At 48.2% G+C, this 17,467-nt stretch carries 20 protein-coding genes and 1 riboswitch; of the genes, 5 read left to right on the forward strand and 15 right to left on the reverse strand.

Annotated elements, in window-relative coordinates; all coding sequences use genetic code 11:
* Nucleotides 1–115: 115 nt before the first annotated feature.
* Nucleotides 116–472: a HesB/IscA family protein gene (locus tag KNP00_RS07335; protein ID WP_215143668.1), complete on the reverse strand. Its 357-nt coding sequence runs from the start codon at nt 470–472 to the stop codon at nt 116–118.
* A gap of 98 nt (nt 473–570) precedes the next feature.
* Nucleotides 571–713, forward strand: a riboswitch (FMN riboswitch).
* Nucleotides 714–876: 163 nt separating this feature from the next.
* Between KNP00_RS07335 and KNP00_RS07340 the strand changes: the two genes are divergently transcribed.
* On the forward strand, nt 877–1,464 hold the full coding sequence (locus KNP00_RS07340) for an ECF transporter S component (protein ID WP_215143669.1): 588 nt from the start codon (nt 877–879) through the stop codon (nt 1,462–1,464).
* Between the two features lie 202 nt (nt 1,465–1,666).
* On the opposite strand, the gene KNP00_RS07345 is transcribed toward KNP00_RS07340, so the two are convergent.
* Both KNP00_RS07345 and KNP00_RS07350 read right to left on the reverse strand, forming a co-directional pair.
* On the reverse strand, nt 1,667–2,890 hold the full coding sequence (locus KNP00_RS07345; protein ID WP_420828313.1) for a NupC/NupG family nucleoside CNT transporter: 1,224 nt from the start codon (nt 2,888–2,890) through the stop codon (nt 1,667–1,669).
* Between the two features lie 196 nt (nt 2,891–3,086).
* Nucleotides 3,087–3,323, reverse strand: a complete 237-nt coding sequence (locus KNP00_RS07350) for a YuzB family protein (RefSeq protein ID WP_215144056.1) — start codon at nt 3,321–3,323, stop codon at nt 3,087–3,089.
* Nucleotides 3,324–3,421: 98 nt separating this feature from the next.
* Between KNP00_RS07350 and KNP00_RS07355 the strand changes: the two genes are divergently transcribed.
* Nucleotides 3,422–4,477 (forward strand): NAD(P)/FAD-dependent oxidoreductase, encoded by a 1,056-nt coding sequence (locus tag KNP00_RS07355; protein ID WP_215143672.1) that lies wholly within the window; start codon nt 3,422–3,424, stop codon nt 4,475–4,477.
* A 74-nt stretch (nt 4,478–4,551) separates the two neighbouring features.
* Here the strand turns inward: KNP00_RS07355 and KNP00_RS07360 are convergent, their stop codons facing one another.
* Nucleotides 4,552–5,835, reverse strand: a complete 1,284-nt coding sequence (locus KNP00_RS07360) for a globin-coupled sensor protein (protein WP_215143674.1) — start codon at nt 5,833–5,835, stop codon at nt 4,552–4,554.
* Nucleotides 5,836–5,968: 133 nt separating this feature from the next.
* The gene (locus KNP00_RS07365) at nt 5,969–6,253 is read right to left on the reverse strand and encodes a DUF1462 family protein (protein ID WP_215143676.1); all 285 of its coding nucleotides are present in this window, start codon (nt 6,251–6,253) and stop codon (nt 5,969–5,971) included.
* Nucleotides 6,254–6,381: 128 nt separating this feature from the next.
* On the opposite strand from KNP00_RS07365, the gene KNP00_RS07370 reads away from it, so the two are divergent.
* The gene (locus KNP00_RS07370) at nt 6,382–6,609 is read left to right on the forward strand and encodes a NifU family protein (protein ID WP_215143678.1); all 228 of its coding nucleotides are present in this window, start codon (nt 6,382–6,384) and stop codon (nt 6,607–6,609) included.
* 16 nt (nt 6,610–6,625) lie between these two features.
* Here KNP00_RS07370 and KNP00_RS07375 read toward each other — a convergent pair whose 3' ends face one another.
* Nucleotides 6,626–7,405 carry a TIGR01457 family HAD-type hydrolase gene (locus KNP00_RS07375; RefSeq protein ID WP_215143680.1) on the reverse strand — a complete coding sequence of 260 codons (780 nt, stop codon included), beginning with the start codon at nt 7,403–7,405 and terminating at the stop codon, nt 6,626–6,628.
* Nucleotides 7,406–7,409: 4 nt separating this feature from the next.
* On the reverse strand, nt 7,410–7,853 hold the full coding sequence (locus KNP00_RS07380; RefSeq protein ID WP_215143682.1) for a DUF86 domain-containing protein: 444 nt from the start codon (nt 7,851–7,853) through the stop codon (nt 7,410–7,412).
* A gap of 158 nt (nt 7,854–8,011) precedes the next feature.
* Between KNP00_RS07380 and glpX the strand changes: the two genes are divergently transcribed.
* A complete protein-coding gene (gene glpX, locus KNP00_RS07385) occupies nt 8,012–8,992 on the forward strand; it encodes a class II fructose-bisphosphatase (RefSeq protein ID WP_215143684.1) in 981 nt (326 codons plus the stop codon).
* A 40-nt stretch (nt 8,993–9,032) separates the two neighbouring features.
* Here glpX and KNP00_RS07390 read toward each other — a convergent pair whose 3' ends face one another.
* The 8 genes from KNP00_RS07390 to KNP00_RS07425 all read right to left on the reverse strand — a co-directional run bounded on the left by KNP00_RS07390 (nt 9,033) and on the right by KNP00_RS07425 (nt 15,976).
* Complete coding sequence (locus tag KNP00_RS07390; protein WP_215143686.1) at nt 9,033–9,704, reverse strand: DUF975 family protein; 672 nt, start codon at nt 9,702–9,704, stop codon at nt 9,033–9,035.
* 103 nt (nt 9,705–9,807) lie between these two features.
* A complete protein-coding gene (locus KNP00_RS07395) occupies nt 9,808–10,113 on the reverse strand; it encodes a hypothetical protein (protein ID WP_215143688.1) in 306 nt (101 codons plus the stop codon).
* 155 nt (nt 10,114–10,268) lie between these two features.
* Nucleotides 10,269–10,637, reverse strand: coding sequence for a YutD family protein (locus tag KNP00_RS07400; protein WP_215143690.1), 369 nt, complete (start codon nt 10,635–10,637; stop codon nt 10,269–10,271).
* A 49-nt stretch (nt 10,638–10,686) separates the two neighbouring features.
* Nucleotides 10,687–12,033 carry a bifunctional metallophosphatase/5'-nucleotidase gene (locus KNP00_RS07405; RefSeq protein ID WP_215143692.1) on the reverse strand — a complete coding sequence of 449 codons (1,347 nt, stop codon included), beginning with the start codon at nt 12,031–12,033 and terminating at the stop codon, nt 10,687–10,689.
* Nucleotides 12,034–12,042: 9 nt separating this feature from the next.
* Nucleotides 12,043–12,888 carry a DUF72 domain-containing protein gene (locus KNP00_RS07410; protein ID WP_215143694.1) on the reverse strand — a complete coding sequence of 282 codons (846 nt, stop codon included), beginning with the start codon at nt 12,886–12,888 and terminating at the stop codon, nt 12,043–12,045.
* Nucleotides 12,889–12,898: 10 nt separating this feature from the next.
* The gene (locus KNP00_RS07415; RefSeq protein WP_215143695.1) at nt 12,899–14,080 is read right to left on the reverse strand and encodes an MFS transporter; all 1,182 of its coding nucleotides are present in this window, start codon (nt 14,078–14,080) and stop codon (nt 12,899–12,901) included.
* A gap of 104 nt (nt 14,081–14,184) precedes the next feature.
* On the reverse strand, nt 14,185–15,504 hold the full coding sequence (gene brnQ, locus KNP00_RS07420) for a branched-chain amino acid transport system II carrier protein (RefSeq protein WP_215143697.1): 1,320 nt from the start codon (nt 15,502–15,504) through the stop codon (nt 14,185–14,187).
* Between the two features lie 199 nt (nt 15,505–15,703).
* The gene (locus KNP00_RS07425; RefSeq protein ID WP_215143699.1) at nt 15,704–15,976 is read right to left on the reverse strand and encodes an acylphosphatase; all 273 of its coding nucleotides are present in this window, start codon (nt 15,974–15,976) and stop codon (nt 15,704–15,706) included.
* Nucleotides 15,977–16,068: 92 nt separating this feature from the next.
* Between KNP00_RS07425 and KNP00_RS07430 the strand changes: the two genes are divergently transcribed.
* Complete coding sequence (locus tag KNP00_RS07430) at nt 16,069–17,451, forward strand: alanine/glycine:cation symporter family protein (RefSeq protein ID WP_215143701.1); 1,383 nt, start codon at nt 16,069–16,071, stop codon at nt 17,449–17,451.
* Nucleotides 17,452–17,467 lie beyond the last annotated feature (16 nt).

Genomic DNA, 17,467 nt, shown 5'->3' on the forward strand with positions numbered 1-17,467 from the left:
ATGGGGGCAGAACGCCTCAAGAAACCGAGAACCACAAAAAAGGACGAACCAGGTCGCAAGAGGCGACCTGGTTCGTCAACAAGCTGAAACCGATCGCAATACGATCGGTTTTTGTTTAACATTCTCCAGGCGTCCCAGCATTCGTCGCCGTCCTAAAGCTAGAACCGCAACCACATGTGGCAATCGCATTTGGGTTTTTTATCGTGAAACCTCCGCCGAGCATCGATTGCTTATAATCAATCTCAAGTCCGTCAACGACCCCATGGTCGACTTCAGCCACGATGACACGCACCCCATGATGGTCGAACTGAACGTCTTTGTCCGTTCGTTCTTCATCGAAGCCCATTCCGTACGAGAGTCCTGTACATCCGCCCCCTTGTACTTTCACACGCAAAAATTGCGCTTCCGGACGTTCCGTCTGCTTCATCATCTCTAACACTTGAAGTGCCGCTGATTCTGTTAAATGAATCATCTGAACCCCTCCTCATTTTATCTTCAGTTCAAGTCAATTGACTTGTCATATTGTGCATTATCTTGTATAACTAAACTGTAACAAAAAAAATTAAATCGTTCCATCTTCGGGGCAGGGTGAAATTCCCGACCGGCGGTATTGAAGAATATATTCTTCTCAGCCCGTGAGCGAGCAAGGCGTTGCTTGCTGATTTCGTGAGATTCGAAAGCCGACAGTATAGTCTGGATGGGAGAAGATGGCGGCATCCGACCGATATCCGGATGTTTTCTTTGACGTGGATTTTTCCGCCTCGGGAAACATCTGTTTCGTATGCGCGTAAACTCTCCCGATTGTCTTTAGTGCAATCGGGTTTTTATATGCGATGGGTGCCATTCATCAAGGAGCGACCTAAAGGAGAGATTCTGATGAAAACTACGCGCAACAAACGACTGACGACAATGGTGACTTTGGCAATGCTCGGGACGATTTCGTTCGTACTCATGCTATTCAACTTCCCGCTACCCTTTTTACCACCATTCCTCAAAGTGGACTTTAGTGACATTCCAGCACTCATTGCCGGGATCGTCTTCTCACCACTCGCAGGTGTCGTGGTCGTCGGACTGAAAAACGTCTTATACTATGTCTTTAACGGCGGTGGTGTCCCAGTCGGGGAAGTCGCAAACTTCTTCGCAGGCGTGGCCTTCATGTACCCGGTCGCATGGTTTTACCATAAACGAAAGACAAACAAGGCGCTCGCTTCCGGTTTGCTCGCAGGCACAATCACGATGGCATTCAGCCTCGCGATTTTGAACTACCTCGTCATCTTGCCAGCCTACGCATTCTTCTTCGGCATGGCGGATATGGCCAACCCGGCTGTGAAGACGGACCTTGTCCTTTACGGAATCTTACCGTTCAACTTGATTAAAGCGATCTTGATTAGCGCGCTCTTCATCCCGCTCTTCTTGAAGTTGAAGCCGTGGATCGAACGTCAGCGCATACAACTCCAAGCATAATCGATTTATGAATACAAGAGCACCTCAAACGATTGAGGTGCTCTTTATTGTTGGGTCTACTATATTCTATGCACCCTCGGCACCCCGTGCGAAGCCTAAACAACATTGTAAGAAATGGAGCGGCTCATTCGATAGCCAAGGTGCGACAATCCTTCCAAATAAAACAAGCGACCACATACGTGATCGCTTGTTTGTATTGTGATTAGAGAAGTCCGATCAAAAGACCAGCCAATGTTGCTGACATCAAGTTAGCAAGCGTACCGGCGAGAATTGCGAGAGCACCCATACGTGCGATGTCACCACGACGGTTCGGCGCCATACCACCGAGACCACCAAGAAGGATGGCAAGTGATGAAATGTTTGCGAATCCACAGAGTGCGAACGCTGTCATCGCCTCTGTACGAGCAGACAATTCACCCGACCCGATGATTGGAGCGAACTCAGAGAACGCCACGAATTCGTTCAATACGAGTTTTTGACCGAGGTAGCTACCGAACTGGACCGCATCTGCCCACGGTACACCAATTACGAATGCGAGCGGCGCAAAGACATAACCGAGGATCAACTGAAGTGAAAGAGATTCATATCCGAACCATCCACCGATGCCTCCGAGCATCAAGTTAACGAGCGCAATCAACGAGATGAAGGCGAGGAGCATTGCACCGACGTTCAACGCGAGGAAGAGACCGTCAGATGCACCACGAGCAGCCGCATCAACGAAGTTGGCAGGTTTGTTTTCTTCATCTTCAGCAATTTCAATGTTGTCGTCCACTTCTTGCGTTTCCGGAACGACAATCTTCGCGAACATAAGACCTGCAGGTGCGGCCATGAAGCTCGCTGCGAGCAAGTACTCAAGTGGTACACCGAGTGCAGCGTATCCAGCAAGTACCGAACCAGCTACAGAGGCGAGTCCACCGACCATGACTGCGAAAAGCTCAGACTGTGTCATCGTAGGAAGATAAGGCTTGATGACGAGCGGGGCTTCCGTCTGACCGACGAAGATGTTCGCTGTTGCTGAAAGCGACTCTTTACGTGACGTCCCGAGCGCTTTCGAGAGCGCCGTACCAAGAATACGGATGACCCATTGCATGACACCGATGTAGTAAAGGAACGCGATCAATGACGACATGAAGATAATAATCGTTAAGATTTGGAAGGCGAAAACAAAATTGTCACCTCCAACAGCTGTACCAAAGACGAAACTAATTCCGGCATTTGCCGTGTTCAACACTTGCTGTACCCCTTCAGAGAGCCACTTTAACGCTGCACGACCCCATTCTGAATAGAGGACGAGGAAGGCGAAAATGAACTGTACTGCAAAGGCAGCGAGGACGGTGCGCCATTTGATGGCTTTACGGTTGGTAGAGAAGATGAAAGCGATTCCAATTAACGCCACAATACCAACGAAACTCATGATAATCATTATTGATGAACTCCTTTCAAGATAAAAACGATATATTATGTCATACCCAAAATGAGATGTGTCCTACCGTTTGAAACGCTTTCTTTTTGTCGTTGTTAAACGTCAGACAACCTACATTTGAACCTCTTAGAATATACCATCTCTATTTTTAAAATGCAACGGGTGAAATAAAAAAGTTTGAGGTCATCCCTCAAACTTTTTACCATGCCATCTCTTCTATTTTCTCATACACCTTAGTCACCAGTTCGTCCGGTGTTTCACCGGTCACCACTTCTCCATCGACGAGGCAAAATAAATCAATTGAACAGACACCACAATAGCCCGTACAACCGTATTCGACCACATCGAGATCAGGGTCTGATTCCAATTTAGCACGCGCTATCTGTGAGCCCATCGCTAAATTCGATGCACAAAATTCGATGATTGGATTCATCATATATGTCACCGTCTTTCTTTATGTGAATTATCGGAAAATGGTCCTTCTACGGCAGATTATAACATGATACAGTTGAAGAGTAACAAAGGGGGATTATTATGCGCAAACTAGTCGTCTTAGGAGGCGGTTACGGGGGTATGCGTGTGATCGAAAGAGTTCTTGGACATCAGTTACAAGATATCTCGGTCACGCTCGTCGACCGTTTACCTTATCACGGATTAAAAACAGAGTATTATGCACTCGCCGCAGGGACGGTCTCAGACCGCGATATCCGCATCGACTTTCCGAATGAAATTGATTACATATACGGACAAGTCACAGATATCGACACGGAAGACAAGATGGTTTTGCTCGCGAGTGGAGAAAAGGTTCCTTATGATGACCTCGTGATCGGATTAGGATGTGAGGACAAGTATCATAACGTTCAAGGCGCAGCAGAGTTCACGTACAGCATTCAGACGTTGGAAGAATCTCGAAAGACACAACAAGCAATCAACGGTCTTCGACCAGGCTCCGTCGTTTCTGTCGTCGGTGCCGGACTATCCGGTGTCGAACTGGCCAGTGAACTGCGTGAGAGCCGTCCAGATTTGACCGTACGCTTGTTTGACCGCGGCCCGTCGGTATTGTCATTCTTATCGAACCGGGTCTCGATGTATGTACAATCATGGTTCGAAGAACATGGCGTCGACGTGATCAACAACGCGAACATCACCCGCGTCGATGCCGACGGCCTATGGAATCATGAAGAGTTGTTCCCTTCTGACTTGACCGTATGGACGGCCGGTATTCAACCCGTCGCCGTCGTACGCAACCAAGGTTGGGAACTCGATGGGGGCGGTCGGGTCAAGTTGACGGAACACCATTTCGTTCCTGACTTACCAGACGTGTTCGTCGTTGGTGACAACGCAAGCTTGCCGTACGCTCCGTCAGGACAGCTCGCAGAAGCCCAGGCAGAACAGATTGTGCAAGTGCTCATCTGTAAGTGGAAGGGTGTGGCTTACCCGGAGTTACCAGACATCAAACTAAAAGGGACGCTCGGGTCCCTTGGGAAGAAAGCCGGTTTTGGGGTATTTATGGGGAAACAATCACTCACCGGTAAAGTCGCCCGACTGTTGAAGTCAGGCATTCTGTGGAAACATAAAGTCATCAAATAAAAGAGTGGCAGTCCGACGACTGCCACTCTTTTATTGAATACCGAACCCCCGTCTACCCGTCCGTAATGGGCAGTTCAAAGTTTTTCTGTTGAGACTAATAGTTCTTCGGACGACGTGGCAATTTGTCTCGTTGCGTGTTGCAATTCCAGAATCGCATTGGTCACTTCTTGAATCTCATCGAACAAATGATTCATCTTCCCATCCGTCACCGTCGAATCTGTGGCGATTTTGACGAACAAGTCTGTCACCTGATGCATACGATTCATCGAATCTCTCATGTCTCGTTCTGTAACCATCACCCGTTCAGTCGTTTCCTCGATCCGGCGATTTAGACGATCCGTTAACTGTTCAACTTGTTCGGCTGATGTTTTCGACTGATTAGCAAGTTGCCTCACTTCAGAAGCAACGACTTGAAAGCCTCTTCCTTGTTCGCCAGCACGCGCAGCCTCAATCGCCGCATTCAAACTAAGCATATTCGTTTGGTCTGCGATCCGTTTGACTCCGTTCGTGATTGAAGAGATCTCAGACATCAACTGATTGAGTTCACCCATTTGGTGAGATGAGCTCGATAGCTCTTCTGAGATGGCCGTCAACCGGTTCGTTTCGTTCATTAACGTCTCTTTCCCAAACTGTGATGATTCACGCATGTCGCCGAGTGTCGACTTTGCCTCTTCGCTCATCGAACGCATTTCTCCGACCATGCCGTTCATCAAACTAAAACTAGCCGTCATCTCCTGCGTCATCGAGACGAGACCTTCTGTCGTCGATTGGACTGCCTTACTCATTTGTTCACGATAATCAATCTGATCTTTCATGTTAGATGCCTCTTCATCAAACATCTCTAAAACGATTTGTTGCTCAAAATTAAATATTTTTGTAACGGCTGAAATGAGTTTGATCTTTGAGACCGAGTCAAACGATTCAGATTCAATTTTCACTAAAATATAGTCAAAGATTTTTTGAAAGGCCGCCATATACCATTTTCCTTTAAGACCGATCATATGATGACGTTTCGCAATCCGATAACGTTTTTCAATGTATGCTGAATCGATCACCCCGTCGAACATCTCACCGATATGGGTGGTTAACGTCACTTTCAACCGGTCTGATGAGGAATGTTGATTGATGATGTGATTCACCTCTTCAATTTCCTCTAAGTGTTTATAAAATAAGTCAACCAGTTTAGGTAATGATTCTTGAATCTCAGCTCGGTAACTTCTCAAATAAGCTAAATCTTCTAAAGTCAGTTGAATCAATTGTCGCTGCTGATCCAACTCTGATGACAGTTCGATTCTGACGTCGTCGATTTCACCCGCTTCAAATAATTTTTTCTGCGATTGTACTTTTTTGCGAAACATAGTCATCGCCTCCTCTACCAGTAATATTACAATAAGAAAAACTTATTACCTTTATTCAAAAAATTAATTTTTTGTTATTTTTAATGAAAATAGACGACTTTATAGCGTATAAAATCGTCAAATTTGTCACATATTATTTTAGTACGCCATCGATTGCCGCGTACACCTTCCGTAGTTGAATGACCCCTTCGTCAATCACGTCCCCATCCAACAATACGAGCGGATAGAACCACTCATCCTCTTTCAACGCTCGGGCAAACTCATCTTCGCTCTGTTCAAAATCAATATACTCAAACGTGATTTTCTCAGGATACTTCCGACCGAGCGCGCTCTGTAACCATTCATATGTCTCGGTCGAGCTCGGTGCACCGACACAACTCGCACATTGAGCTTCTGTACCATATACTGTGATTTTCATTTTCCATCCCCCTCACTTTCATTATACAAAATCTGATCGACGACCGAAGTTTAGAGGCTCGGCGTAAATGATTGAGAAACCATCTCAAACTTGCTAAAATAAGATAGAACGAGAAAGGGGTAGATACCATGGAAATGTTTGATCAAGTCCAAGAAGTGCTCGATAAATTACGTCCGTTCTTGCTTCGTGACGGCGGAGACGTCGAACTCGTTGATGTCGAAGAAGGCATCGTCAAGCTCCGTTTAATGGGTGCTTGCGGCAGCTGCCCATCTTCAACCATCACGTTAAAAGCCGGGATCGAGCGTGCTCTCATTGAAGAAGTGCCAGGAATCCTTGAAGTAGAGCAAGTATTTTAAAAAAGGGAGACATTCGTCATCCCTTTTTTTCATGTTTCCATTCATCTAAGCTCTCGACCATAAAGGTTGGGAGTTTTTCTTGTTCATGAATAAATGCCGGTCCATGTACTCCTGAGTTGACATGAAGCGTGCGAATACCACCATTGATCCCAAACAAGATATCCGTATGATAGTTATCCCCGACCATCACAACATCCTCTTTCGATAACCCGATCATATCGAGTGCGACATCCACCATGACCGGTTCTGGTTTACCGATGAAGAACGGGTCTTTTTCTGTCGTCACCGTCAACACGGATGTGAGCGAGCCATTCCCTGGCAAAAAACCGCGTTCAGTCGGAATCGCAATATCCCCGTTCGTCGAGATGAATCTTGCCCCTGAACGGATGGCAATCGCACCTCTCGCCAATTTCTCGTAAGTGATGTGACGATCGAGACCGATGACGACATAATCCGCTTTCGGCTCGTCCGTAACATGAAAACCACGAGATTCCAAGGCCAGGCGGAGTCCATCTTCCCCGATCATATAAATCGTTGCCCTAGGAGACATTTTTTCAATGTAAAAAGCCGTTGCCATCGCACTCGTCAAGACGTGCTCCGCTTTTACGTTCGCCCCCATCGAGATCAACTTGTCTGCAATCTGTTGTTGTGTCATCGAAGCATTGTTCGTGACGAATAAATATGGGACGTTCATCGCTTCCAACTCATTGACGAAATCGACCGCCGCTTGAATCGGCTCTGTCCCAGCATACATTGTACCGTCTAAATCAAACAAATATCCTTTAATCGGTTCCACCCAATCACTCGCTTTCTGGTAAGAATGCGGACACTGGACCAAGTTCGACCTCTAAGTAGCGACGAACTTGCGCGGAGAACGGTGTGAAATCTTGGATTGACGTCCCCATCCAATCATCAAATCTTGATGCGTCGGCATCGACAAACTCCCGAACGTAATACGCACGTAACCCGACGAGTGCTTTCGTGGCGCTTGCTGTCGCCTCATCAAGAACACGTTCATCTAGTAGAATGTCGACAATGTCTTCATAGCTGCCCGGGTCACGCATGATGAACCCGTCAATCATCGAGTTGCCAACGTCGATGACACCTTCAATAAGCAGTACGGCCATCCGTTGTTTCGCAAGCTCTACAGTGAACGCATCCCCGTCCAATCGATCGATATGCGTCAACATCGTCTCCATTTGTTCCAGTGTCTGATTTATCTTTTCTCTATTCACAAAATACATGATGATCCCCCCTGCTGTTAATACTAATCCTTTTTCGATCTGGAGAAAAGAACCTCTCCTATTTACATCATTTATAAAATTGTGTTACACTAATCAACGGGTTTAATTCGAAAAAAGTATAACACATTTAATAGAGATAACGTGGAGGGTACAACACTATGGAACGTGAATTAGCATTAGAAATCGTACGAGCAACAGAAGCGGCTGCACTCGCTTCATCAAAATGGATCGGGCGCGGACAAAAGAACGAGGCTGATGACGCGGCAACGTCAGCGATGCGCGAAGTTCTCGGGACGGTCAACATGGACGCGACGGTCGTCATCGGAGAAGGTGAGCTCGATGAAGCTCCGATGCTTTACATTGGAGAACGGCTCGGTACGACGTTCGGCCCAAAAGTAGACATCGCCGTCGACCCGCTTGAAGGGACATCGATTGTCGCTAAAGGGCTTGGCGATGCGATGGTCGTCATTGCTGTCGCCGATGAAGGTGCCCTCCTCCACGCACCTGATATGTACATGGACAAACTCGTCGTCGGACCAAACTTGAAAGGAAAAGTGTCTCTCGACGAGCCGCTTGAGTCCATCATTGAAAAAGCTGCAAAGTACAACAATAAACGCATTGAAGAAGTGACCGTGATCATGCAAGACCGCGATCGTCATGAACATTTCCGTCGCGCCGCCATGAATGTCGGTGCACGCGTCAAACTATTCGAGGACGGTGACGTTTCTGCCGGAATCGCGGCTGCGGTCAAATCAAACCCAATCGACATCTTTATCAGTACCGGCGGGGCTCCTGAAGGGGTCATCACTGCCGCTGCGGTCAAAGCGCTTGGTGGCGACATGCAAGCCCGACTTCATCCGATGAACGAAGAAGAGTCTGCCCGTGTGATCGCGATGGGGTTAGCTGACCCGCTTCAACTTCTCACACTCGACGACCTCGTCAAAAGTGATGACTGCATCTTTGCCGCGACTGGTGTGACATCTGGCGAGTTGCTCGATGGGGTCAAGTTCTTAACAGATGATATCGTCGAAACGACTTCACTCGTCATGCGTTCGAAGACACGCACCATTCGTAAAGTCGTGGCCGAACACCACTTGTCATTGAAGCCATACTTACAAAAATCTGAAGTCAACGCCTAAACGAACGCCCCGCTCAATAATGAGCGAGGCGTTTGTTTGATTAAAATCCTTGATCTGTCTCATGAACCGGCTCGTCTGCGCCGATCCGATTGTCACGAATCGAATCATAGAACGTTGCATACGTCGTCGAATAGTATGGCCCGATGAAGAAGAAGCCGATACCGAGCGTCAAAATTCCGACGAGGAACCAACCGAAGAATGACAAGAAGAGCATGAACGCTTCCATCTTGTGACCGTCCATGAGGCGACGTGATTCCGTAATCGACTCGAGCGCCGAAAGTTCTGGCTGGTCGCGTAAAATGTACGGTGTGAGCGAATAAGAGAATCCTTTAATGATGCCAGGCACGATGAGGAGAAGCGTCCACAAGAAGAGGAACAATCCCATCACAAATGATGTGATGACATGTTTGACGTATTTCGTCTGGAACGGCTTGAACATCGCTGAGAGCGATGCGCCTTTTTCGCGTGATACATTTAACGCGAGCCATGACCAACCGATGGCAAGTGGCGCAATCAAGATCTGAAGAACGTTCGATACAAACGTCAACGTGACGTCTGTCGATGTGAACGCTTCCGGTGAATTGGGGTCCATCTCAGGGGCGAACCACTGCGGAATTCCGTTGATGATCAGGAATAAGAGCGCCAACCCTGCCATGAGCCACCATTTCCCTTTCAATGCTTGACGTGCATGTTGTTTCCATTCTGTTCTCATATGAACCCATCCTTTTTCATAGTCTTTCTATAGTGTACGTGAAAAAGTTACGATACGTTTCAAAAAATATATAAAAAAGGGAAAGGAATTTCTCCTTTCCACCTTACCGAATCATCACATTACCTAAAAAGAACTGAGACATGGATAAAATCAACAGCAACACCCCGATTGATAAAATCAAGTGAGATGTGATTTTGAATACGTTGCTCCGTAAAAAAGTATGGCTATACTCATAACGACGGATGAGCAATACGTGAACGAGTTCAAATAAAATAACGGCTGCTGTAAAATAAAACGTCATCATGATGTGGAAACTAAAAAAGAGCATCGCCAATATCCCGAGTCCGAAGTTATGAATTCGATTATGGACGTCATCCCGATCCCCAACGGTTGTTTGTATATGTTGCATCCAATCACCTCACCCTGAAAACCAATACTACGTAGCTATCCTTAATGCCAATTTATCACATTTTTCCAACCTCTAAACGTTATGTCATGACTTTTTACCTAAACGAAATATTTGGAAATCAAATGTAATAAAAAAAGTGCTGATGCTTCAGCACTTTACGTGTTTGTCTCTTCTGACTTGTTGAACTTTCGTTTTAACTTTAATTTTTGTTTCGTTCCACCAAAGACAGGACCACTTTCTTCCTCGTTAATTTCGGTTTCTTTTTTCAAGACGAAATAAGGACATCCGAAATTACAGTATTCATACACATAGTCCATCACGTTGTCGATCCGGTTCTCATATGTCGCCAATTTAGACTTTGGTTCATAGAACCCTTTCAATCGCAATTGACCGTGCCCCCAATCGCCGACGATGTAGTCATACTTGTCAAGCACATCGCTATACCTTGCGATAAACGCCTCTTCGTTGAATCCGTCGCGTTTCTCTTCTAAGACGGTATAACCGTGGCGATTCACTCGTATCATCGTTCCCACCTCCGCTTCCTTATCATAGCACGTCCCCCTCGAATCGGCTCTACCCTTTTCGGAGAATCTCATGTCGAGTGACGATCGCTTCTCTGAGCACGTCACGTAACAATTCGGGCATAAAATATCGTTTCGGTTGATCTTTCAAATACGGAAGAAGGGGACCAAACGTCAACATATCGACCGTCGCGACACGGTACGTTCGATTCGGTTCCAATCGTTCTCCTAACACAAAATACTGGCCGTCACGTTGTTCAATTTGATAGAAGCTCGGTTCTCCGAGCACGGTTCCTCTAAAGCCTAAACCTCTCACATGCATGTTCGTGAACGTCTCTTCGCTCACATCGTGTAAAAAACGTGTCAGCGTCTTTCCATCCAATGTGAGCACACAAGGATTGATCGGATGCGGACAAATCCGGTGCAGCATGTTGAGCGTCACTTTTCCAGGGGGGATCCCTTCAAGAACCACACCGGAAGGAATGATTCCGACGTCCGCCGTACACCATTCAACCATGCTTTTCACGAGCAGGTCACTGAGCGGGGAATGCCCGAACCAATTCGATACATAGCCGTCCGTCTCAGCAATCGTCACATCGAGAAGTCGTTTTGCATCGGCTCCTTCGGAATGCAAGATGGACAATGTGTCCGGACTATCGGATCGATGGGATAGCTCATGGAGGCGAGCTTCTTTCTCAATGATTTTCGTTCCATCAAGCCTTAACGTGACTTCCCCCACATACTTTCCATACTTGCCTGCCTGCGCGATCAACACCCCATTCGTCATCACACCTTCATCTAAGACGTGATGTGTGTGCGCGCCGAGGATGACATCGATTTCGGGGTACATCTCGGCCAATCGCTCATCTCCAAAAAAGCCGAGATGACTGAGCGCGATGATGACATCACAGTGTTCCAAACGCTTCAATGCTCGTTTGGTCGACTCATACGGCGATTCAATCTGCCAACCGAGTTCTGGATACAACTCTTCGTAAGGCGCGGTCATACCAAACAAGCCAATCTTTACACCATCTTGCTCGATCACAAGCGTCTCCTCAACCCAATCCGGTCGGGAGCCGTCCGCCTCATACACGTTCCCGAGCAGGACCGGAAACGTCGCCTCCTCGTACAGTTTCGACAGCCAATCGTGTGGAAACGTGATTCCTTCATTGTTTCCGATTGTGACGGCCGTCGGCTGAAGCCGTTCGAGCAAACGAACGTTCAACTTGCCACGGGTCACTTCCGTCGCCGGATGCGTACGGTCCGCGTGATCCCCTAAGTCAAAGTAGAGCGTATTGTCCGTGCGATGTTCTTCTAAAAAGGAAACAAGTTTCGGCCATTGGTCGAACTTTGAATGAAGATCGTTGTAATGAAAAATCGTAAGTGTCGTCACGGCCATCCCTTCTTTCTAAAACAGACTGATTTGTCGGGGTGCAAGCTCGTATTCGAGACCAAGAATCTCAATCAAGCGCTTGGCATTCGGAGCCGCGTCCCCGGCAGAGTTGTTGTTGAAGTACACATATACGTCTTTCGCCTCACGGTCAATCTCACGAAGTGAAGTTGCCAACTCTTGAAGTTCCTCCTCGCTGTAACGGTACAAGCAACGGACATGCCGCCATTCTTGACTCGTCATTCCCGGCTTTTTTAGCCATCCAGATGTATTTCGTCCATGTAATCGAACGACCGCGACGTCAGGATGGGTAACGACCGGGACGAACGGGATGCTACTTTCTTTCGTCTGTGGCTCATCACAAATCGTGTTGATGAATCGTTGTTCCTTTAAAAATTGTAGTGTCCGGTCCCGAAACGCTTCAGAGAACCATGTCGGATTACGGAACTCGATGGCAATCTCATAGTCAGAAAGCTCGGCACGGATCGTTCGCAAATAATCAAGGTATGGTTTTGAGACATCGAACCAAGGCGGTAGTTGAACGAGAACAGCCTTCAGCTTCCCGGCCTGCTTCAGCGGTTCGACGGAGACCCGGTAGCGTTCAAACAGTTCGGACAAAGGCACTTTTGGTTCACGGTCGTGTCCACTCATTTCCCTGGAAACTTTCACGACGAACTGGAAATGGTCCGGTGTCTCGGCATCCCACTTCTCGAAATTTTTCACAGGTTGAATTGCATAGAAGGTCGAGTCGACTTCGACGGTCGGAAAATGTCCTGCATATGTCGGTAATTTGTGTTTTCGTTCTTCTGGGGTCGTATACAATAAATCGTGGTCACCCCATCCGGTCACCCCTACGTAAATCATAGCGTCCTCCTTAAGATTCTGAAATGACGGCTGCTTTCCGTTTCGACCAGTTCCATGTCCCCGTAAACGTGACGAGCAATAACACGAGCCCCATGATGAACGGGTAGCGCATGTCGATATCAAAGGCAATTCCCGCGAGCGTCGGTCCTAAAATGTTTCCGATGCTCATATATGCGTTATTCATACCCATCGCAAGTCCTTGTTCGTTTCCGGCTAGTTTCGAGACGAGCGTATTCAACACCGGTCGTAAAATCGATGTCGATAGGAAGATGACGAGCGTCACCGCGAAGAAGAGCATATACGTTCCTGCGAACAGGGACATGAAGAAGCCGAATGACGCGAGCGCGATAAAGGCGAGCACGACCTTCACCTCTCCCATCAGTGCGACGAGACGGTCCACCGCGAACAGTTGGACGATGACGCTCACAATCCCCGTCCCGGTCACCATGATGGCAATTTCTTGTGGTGTCGCACTGAACATCTCACTGACATATAGTCCGAGCACCGATTCGTAAGCCATGAGACCAAATGCCATGACTAGGTTGATGACCAACACGAAGAAGTATGGCTTTCGTGTCGACATCGCCAATTGTGTCGGTAAAGATTCTTTCGTCTTCGGTGCCTCGTACGGGGCACGGTCAGGCTCTTTCAGAAGCAGTACAGACGAGATCACGGCGATAAACGATACAATCGCTGAAACGAGTAGCGGTGTCTTCAATCCGAACTCGGCAAAGAATCCACCAATCCCTGGTCCAACAACGATTCCAAGCGACATTGCCGCGGAAATATAACTATTCCCTCGAGCTCGTTGCTCTAGTGTTGTAATATCTGCCACGTAAGCGAAGATGGCCGGAATCAAGAGCGCCGCCCCCACGCCTCCGATCGCACGAGACACGAGTAAAACCGTCAAGTTATCCGATAGATAAAAGACCCCCATCGAGATGGTGAACCCGATGAGACCGAGGATAATCATGAGACGGCGCCCATAGACGTCCGCCCATTTCCCGGCAATCGGTGACATCACGAGTTGCGCACCCGCAAACACGGAAATCATTAGTCCTGCGGCCGTCCCTCCCTCGCCAATCATCTTTAAGTAGTCCGGAATAATCGGGATGATAATCCCAAATCCGGCAACGGCAATAAACATGTTCAACATGAGAATCGCCAATTGATTTTTTTGTTTTGTCGTCAATGCATGTCACTTCCTTTTCATCTTTCCATTTTACTGTTTGACTTCGCATATGGGCAAACAATAAGACAGAAAAAACCCATCCTTGACCAAAGGATGGGTTTGACTTAAGAGATGCGTGACTGAGCGAGTGACTCTCGTGTCCCACTCTTTGGAAGAAGAAGCGTGATCACGTAGACGATCATCGTCGGGACTGCCCAAGCTAAATTAATGTCCGCCATCGGTAAGCTCGAAATCCAAGACGTGACAGCTGAAGGTTGAATCCCGTTCCACGTCTCAAAGAGCGAGAGCACGAGGGCTGTATAAATCGTCGCTTTCATCGCCACACTAGGGTTGCGTTGGATACGCTCTGTCACCGACACGAGCACGAGGGCAATCATGACCGGATAGAGGAGCGTGAGAAGTGGCACTGCGATTTGAATCAATGTGTTCAATCCGACAAGGGAAATCAAATAACCGAACAACGTCGTCGCAATGACGACATGGTGGTATGTGAGTGACGTGAATTGGTTGCTGATGAAGCGTGAGAACTCAGAGATGAGCCCGACCGCTGTCGTCAAACAAGCGAGGAAGACCGCTAACCCGAGCGCGAGCATTCCGACTTGTCCGTATGACGTACCCGCAAACGCTTGGAGAAGACTCGCACCACTCGTCGTCCCTTCAGCGACCGCCATGTTCGCCCCGATTGACCCGAGCGAGATATAGACGAGCATCAAGCAGGTGACCGCGAGCATCCCCGCCGAGCGAAGGAGCGATGATGCCTCTTTTTGGTCACTCAATCCGTTAGCTTTCAACGTGACGAGGACGATTGCCCCAAAGACGAGAGCCCCGAATACGTCCATCGTCAAATAACCTTGTTGGAAACCTTGACCGAGTGCGCCAACCCATGTTTCAAACCCTTCCGCTGGAGATCCTGGTTCTCCAAGCGGTGCGACAAGGTTCGTGATTCCGATTGCCGCAAGCAAAAACAGGAGGATCGGTGTGATGATACGCCCGATGATTTCAATCAACTTTTGGGCACGAAGCGTCAAGAAGAACGTCAACCCGAAAAAGACGGTCGAACTGATCGCTAATGTCAAAGTAGAGGGTGCGTCGAGAAAAGGGACAAGTCCCATCTCATAAGTGACCGCTGCCGTACGCGGAATCCCGAAGAATGGCCCGATGGCCACGTACATTAATCCCGTCAAGATAAGCGCGAGACGCTTTGGAATATAACGAGCGATTTGATCCGTTCCGCCGCCTACCCGAGCGACTGCGAACAGAGCAAGAAGCGGTAAACCGACACCCGTAATGACGAACCCGATCATCGCCGGTACGAGGTTCTCACCCGCCAAGGCGCCGAGCTCAGGTGGGAACAGTAAGTTCCCGGCCCCAAAGAATAAAGCAAAAATCGTAAACGCTAACGGGAATAATGTCGATTTTTTCATACAACTACCTCCACATACTTGGTGTTCAATAAGCTTAACAAAAAAATAATAACTAAATTTTCTGACAATATATCGCTTGGTCTACTCCATTATACACACTTCCTATCGTTTGACCACCCCATCTCCAAAATTCAATTGTACTTTTTTATAAGTGGACGATATAAAAAAATCCCCTTAATCCAAGGGGATTTGTAAGCTTTCAGTAGCGGATATCGAATGAACGAAATGCTTGATCTTCCGCTTCGCCTTCTTCGATACGGTCGACACCGACAAAGCGGTTCCCATCTTTTAACGCTTGCTTGAACGTATCGATGTCTTTCTCTGAGCCTTCCACGTGAAGTTCGACCGTCCCGTCACTCTGATTTCGAACCCACCCTTTGATGCCGATTTGTTGAGCGGTCTCTTGTGAAAAATATCGAAACCCGACACCTTGGACACGTCCCGATACAATCAAATGTTTAGCGACTTTCATTCTATTTTCCCCCTTTATTTTGACAAAGATGTTTAAAGGTCCTTCCTTTAGGAAACAGTATTTAAGTAAAATAATGGAATTGGAGTGGTTGTATGAATGATGTTATTACGCTTGTCACGAAAGTTTCCGACTGGCTTTGGGGTGTCCCCATCATCTCGTTACTCGTCTTATCCGGTGTCTTCCTCACCATCAAGCTCGGTTTCTTTCAGTTTCGTTACCCGATCTACATATTCAAGCAAACGTTCGGCAGCATCTTTAAAAAGCCAAAAGGTGAAGGCGACATCAGCCCGAGACAAGCCTTAACGTCAGCGCTCTCTTCAACAGTCGGGGCCGCGAACATCATCGGTGTGCCCGCAGCGATCATGTTCGGGGGACCGGGTGCCATCTTCTGGATGTGGGTCATCGCCGTCATCGGCATGGCAATCAAATTTTCAGAGAGTGTATTGGCTGTTCACTATCGTGAAAAGAACGACGCCGGGGAGTTTGTCGGCGGTCCGGTCTACTACATATCAAAAGGACTTCGTTGGAAGTGGCTCGCGACCTGGTTCGCCTTCGCCCTCATGATCGAACTTATCCCGAGCATCATGGTACAAGGGAACGCCGTCAGCTCGGCCGTCCGTGAGACGTTCAACGGGAACACGCTCATCACCGGCATTCTCGTCGCTGGTCTAGTCGGCATCATCGTCTTCGGTGGACTGAAGCGCATCGCGAAAGTGACAGAGGTCGTCGTCCCAGGGATGGCTCTCATCTATGTCGGAGCCGGATTCATCATCGTCTTGATGAACTTGTCCGAGATCCCAAACGTCCTCGGTCTCATCTTCTCCTATGCATTTGAGCCGATGGCCGCGTTCGGAGGATTCGCCGGGGCCGCCGTTGCCGAGACGATCCGCTGGGGCTTCGCCCGTGGACTTTACTCGAATGAAGCGGGTCTAGGGACGGCTCCGATCGCCCACGCCGCGGCACAGACAGACCATCCTGTGCGACAAGGATTTTGGGCGGTGATTGGGATCGTCATCGATACACTCATCATTTGCAGTACGACCGCCTTCGTCGTCTTGTCTTCCGGTGTCTGGGCGGCTGACGGGGCGATGGAAGACCCAGCGGCATTGACGACGATTGCCTTCCGTGAATACTTCGGTTATACGGGAAGTTTACTCGTCACCATCTCGCTCATCTTCTTCGTGCTCTCGACCATCATCGTCATCATCTTTTACGGCTCGCGCCAGGCCGAGTACTTATTCGGGTTGACGGCAGGGAAGGTCATGAAGGCAGTCTATATCGTTTCGATCGTTATCGGATCGATCGGAGGCGCTCAAATGATTTGGAACTTCCTCGACTTGATGCTCGCGATGATTCTCATCCCGAACGTGATTGCCGTCTTGCTCTTAAGCAGTGAAGTGAAGCGATTGACGACCGAGTTCTTCACATCTGAGAAGTATTACAAGAAAGACATCGCCGAAGAAAAGGCATCATAATGACAAACCCGGCCAC

It is taken from the genome of Exiguobacterium qingdaonense, from assembly GCF_018617855.1.
GTDB lineage: Bacteria > Bacillota > Bacilli > Exiguobacteriales > Exiguobacteriaceae > Exiguobacterium > Exiguobacterium qingdaonense.